2 protein-coding genes are annotated in these 1899 nt (G+C 72.0%); both read left to right on the top strand.

What is annotated here, in order from left to right:
* On the top strand, nt 1–821 hold an 821-nt coding region (locus tag AC27KI_RS23790; protein WP_487116193.1), incomplete at its 5' end, for an acyl-CoA dehydrogenase family protein.
* A gap of 67 nt (nt 822–888) precedes the next feature.
* Nucleotides 889–1899: acetate--CoA ligase family protein (locus AC27KI_RS23785; RefSeq protein WP_487116191.1), on the top strand; the 1011-nt coding region annotated here is incomplete at its 3' end.

The raw sequence follows: 1899 nt of genomic DNA, 5'->3' as shown, positions 1-1899 counted from the left end.
CCGTGGTGCCCCTGCTGCTGGCCGGCCTGCCGGGCGCCAGCAACGTGCTGCGGGCCATGGCCGCGGGCGAGGCCTCGGTCTGCCCCGTTCTGGACATGGGCCCGGTGCCCCTGGCTGCCGTGCGCGATGGCGATCGCCTCACGCTCAACGGCCGCCTGCATGGCGCCGACCTGACCGAGCCCGCCACGCACTTCGTGTTCGTCGCCACACAGGACGATGGCCAGCCACTGCTGGTGCTGGCACCGCGCGATGCGGTGCCGGGCCACGCCAGTACCTGGCTGGGCATCGACGGGCGTCAGACGGCCGACATCGCCCTGACCGGCGTCACGCTGGCGGCGTCCAGCGTGCTGGCGCAGGGCGAGGACGTGCGCACCCGCGTGGAGCGCGCCAGCGCGGTCGGCGGCCTGCTGGCCTGCGCTCAGACCGTGGGCGCTATCGGCGCGATGATCGAGCAGACCATCGAGTACCTCACCACGCGCGTGCAGTTCGGCGTGGCGCTGGCCACGTTCCAGGCGCTGCGCCACCGCGTGGTGGAGATGTACGTGGCCTACGAGAACGTGCGCGGCATGGTGCGCCGGCAGGTGCTGGACCTGTGTGAGGGCTCCGCCAGCGGCTCGCCGCGCGACATCGCGCTGGTCAAGCTCTACCTGTCGGTCACGGGGCGCCAGGTGGCCGAGTCCGCGATCCAGCTGCACGGGGGCATCGGCATGTCGCGCGAACTGCCCGCGGCGCGTCTGGCCATGCACGCGCTGGCCTGCAGCCTGCGGTGGGGCGATCGCTTCGCGCACCTGGACCGCCTGGCTCGGCCCGCGCTGCACTGAGCCGCCCTGGCCACGCCAGCCTTCCGAACCGACCAGACAGAGACCCCGTACAGAAGGACGCTTTCCCATGCATTCGTTGCACCCGCTGTTCCACCCCACGTCGGTCGCCCTGGTGGGCGCCTCGTCGGACCCCGAACGCATCGGCGGCAGGCCGCTGCGTTTCATGCTCGAAGGGGGCTTCGAGGCGCCGCTGTACCCCGTCAACCGCAGCGGCGACACCATCCAGGGCCTGCCGGCCTACGCCAGCGTGCGCGACATCCCGCACCCGGTGGACCACGCCATCATCTGCGTGCCCGTGGCGGGCGTGGAGGCGGCGGTGCGTGACAGCATCGCCAAGGGCGTGAAGGCCATCCAGGTGCTCACGGCCGGGTTTGCCGAGGTGGACGCCGAGGGACGCGCGCTGCAGGACCGCATCGTGGGCCTGTGCCGCGATGCCGGGGTGCGCATGGTCGGCCCCAACTCCCTGGGTCTGCTGAACGTGCCCACGCGCTTCTTTGCCACCTTCTCCACGGCGCTCAATGGCTTAAAGCCGCGCCCCGGCCCCATCGCCCTGGCCACCCAGAGCGGGGCCTTCGGCTCGGCCGCCTACGGCGCGGCATCGCTGCGCGGCCTGGGCTTCAGCAAGATCGTGGCCACGGGCAACGAGGCGGACGTGGATGTCGCCGAGTGCATCGACTACCTCGTGGACGACCCCGATACGCGCGTCATCTGCGCGGCGCTCGAGTCCTGCCGCGATGGCGATCGCCTGCGCGCCGCTCTGCTCAAGGCCGCGCATGCCGGCAAGCCCGTGGTCATCATGAAAGTGGGGCGCACGGAACTGGGCGCGGCCGCAGCATCCACGCACACCGGCTCGCTGGCCGGCGACGACGCGGTGTACGCCACGGTGTTCGAGGAGTGCGGCGCCTGGCGCGCCGCTTCAATCGAGGAGATGCTCGACATCGCCTACCTGCACTCCACCACGGGCCGGCTGCCGCAGAACACCGATGTCGGCGTGGTCACCGGCTCGGGTGGCATCGGCATCCTGATGGCCGACGACGCGGGCGAGCGCGGGCTGCAGCTGTCGCCGCTGCCGGCCGCC

The organism is Acidovorax sp. KPB24-03 (assembly GCF_057546605.1).
The sequence above is the reverse complement of the archived record's forward strand: the minus strand, read 5'-3'. Positions and strand labels throughout refer to the sequence as shown.